Here is a 2,374-nt window from a genome sequence, read left to right as displayed (position 1 = left end):
GAGCTAAGGGGGACCTGCTTTTCAACGGAGGCGAATATTAATGAGGTAAGTTCCCACTGTCAACAAGCGTTTTCAGTTTTTTCATCTATTCGCTCAAAAAATAGCTTTTTTTAAGAATACTTGTCAAAAAAACAGCGAAAAGCGCAAAAAATAAACTTCTTTTACTTATTTGCAGCTAAGTTTATGAATTTAAAGTATGAATGCTTGGTAAGGGAAGTGGTCAATTTACAGTTATTATTCTTATAACTAAAAATAAATTATTAAGCCGAAATAGGTATTAAAAAGACGTTGACTACTGTATTGAGATACAGGTATTCATAAAGTTGTCACGTTTACCGTGGAACTAGACGGTTAGTCGTCACTTACCAAAAAATAATTCAGATCCCGAAAATAACACGCCAATACTGGCCTTTGGACAGTTATCCACTAAATCTGTGGATAACTATGTTGATAGTTAAGTGTAGTGCATTTTAATTGGTCATAACAGGCGAGTAATTAAGCGTACATTATAACACCAAAAATACTTAAAATATTTTAATATCAATTAGTTATAATCTTTTGATCTGTTTTTTGCCAGAAAATGATCCGGATTGGTTAGACATTAACAACCTTGTGTGTTAATTCACATGTTTTGTTGAATTAGCCTGCGAAAATAACCTAAAGCCACAGACCGTTAACATTTTGTTAATAATCTGCCTTGGCACGAACAACCCTGCGAAAGGGACAGGGGATGAATGAAATATGACAGCCTTTGTCAAATGTTTGTCATGGGGTTGTAACCTTAGCATTCATAGGATTGGCCTTATTTTGGGTAAAACAAAACACACAGTTTTGTGGGTCATTGCAGACATTTAATGCTTTGCCTTACCCCATGACAAAATACCAAGGGCAGTGGGAGCGATCCTTGGTATGGGAAATTGTACTCCCATAGATCTTCAGATAATCGTGCAACCACGATGGCACTCACGTAAACTGTCGGGATAGTTCGCCACTTTGACAATTGCCTGAAAAATAAACTACCAACCAAACGGAACACAAGTGAGTAATACAACACGAAATCGCGGCGCCACTAATCTTATAGAAGGCGATATTTCTTCGATATTAAGAAAAATGACAATGCCCATGGTGGTGGGCATGATCATGATGATGAGCTTTGGGCTAATAGATACTTTTTTTGTTAGTTTACTTGGCACCCAACCCCTTGCGGCCATCAGTTTTACCTTTCCGGTCACCTTTACGGTGATCAGCCTTAATATTGGTCTTGGGATCGGTACTTCCGCCATTATTGGCAAGCTTCAAGGAAGCGGCAAACTTGATGAATCACGGCAATACGCCTCTAGTGCCATGGTGCTGTCATTTGTGTTAGTGGGTACCTTGGCGGTTATCGGGTACCTAAGCATTGATGCCATTTTTCAGGTGCTTAATGCCACCGATGAGCTCATGCCCTATATCCATGATTATATGAATATATGGTATCTATCCAGTGTGTTTCTTGCTTTGCCTATGGTGGGGAACAGCGTACTACGGGCCAGTGGTGATACGCGCACTCCTAGTATTATAATGGCCACTGGCGGCGCCATCAACGCAGCACTTGATCCTATTTTTATTTTTGGCCTCGGGCCAATTCCTGCAATGGGCATACAAGGGGCTGCCTTGGCAACACTGATTGCTTGGCTCGCAGGGGCCAGCTGGGTGGTTTGGTTGTTGGCAGTAAAGCGCAAGATGATGCTTCCACGTCTGCTCACATTGGCGGAATTAAAAAAGACCAGCCTTCCCATTTTAAAAATCGCCTTACCGGCTGCGGGCGCAAATATGCTCACACCTATCGCTGGTGGGGTGATGACTGCGGTGGTGGCAAAATATGGCGCCACTGCTGTGGCAGCCTGGGGCGTAGGCAATCGCCTGGAGTCCATTGCCTCTATTGTGGTACTTGCTTTATCCATGACTTTACCGCCTATTATTAGTCAGAACGTTGGCGCAAATCGTTTTTCTCGTGTGGAACAGGCCTACAGGCTGACATTAAAATTTGTCATCTTTTGGCAATTGATGATCTTTGTGGTGTTATGGCTTTTGTCTTACTGGATAGGGCAGTTGTTTGGCGAAGATCCAAAAGTGGGCTCGCTTATCACCTTGTTTTTGATGATTGTGCCACTGGGTTATGGGTTACAAGGGGTGGTGATATTAACCAATTCCTCTTTGAATGCCATGCACAGACCGGTCTCTGCACTTGTATTGAGTATCATCCGTTTGTTTGCTTTTTACGTACCGGTTTCTTATCTGGCCAGTCTTTTTTACGGTCTTCCTGGTTTATTTGCTGGTGTGGTTGGGGCAAATTTGTGTATGGCACTGGTATCTTATATTTATTTTAATCGGG

At 42.1% G+C, this 2,374-nt stretch carries 1 protein-coding gene; it reads left to right on the top strand.

What is annotated here, in order from left to right:
- Window positions 1-1,038 precede the first annotated feature (1,038 nt).
- The coding region (locus tag V5298_RS17430) for an MATE family efflux transporter (protein ID WP_416351198.1) at window positions 1,039-2,374 on the top strand (1,336 nt) is incomplete at its 3' end.

It is taken from the genome of Alteromonas sp. 14N.309.X.WAT.G.H12 (genome assembly GCF_036697315.1).
Classification (GTDB): Bacteria; Pseudomonadota; Gammaproteobacteria; order Enterobacterales; family Alteromonadaceae; genus Alteromonas.
This window is presented reverse-complemented; position numbering and strand designations above follow the sequence as displayed.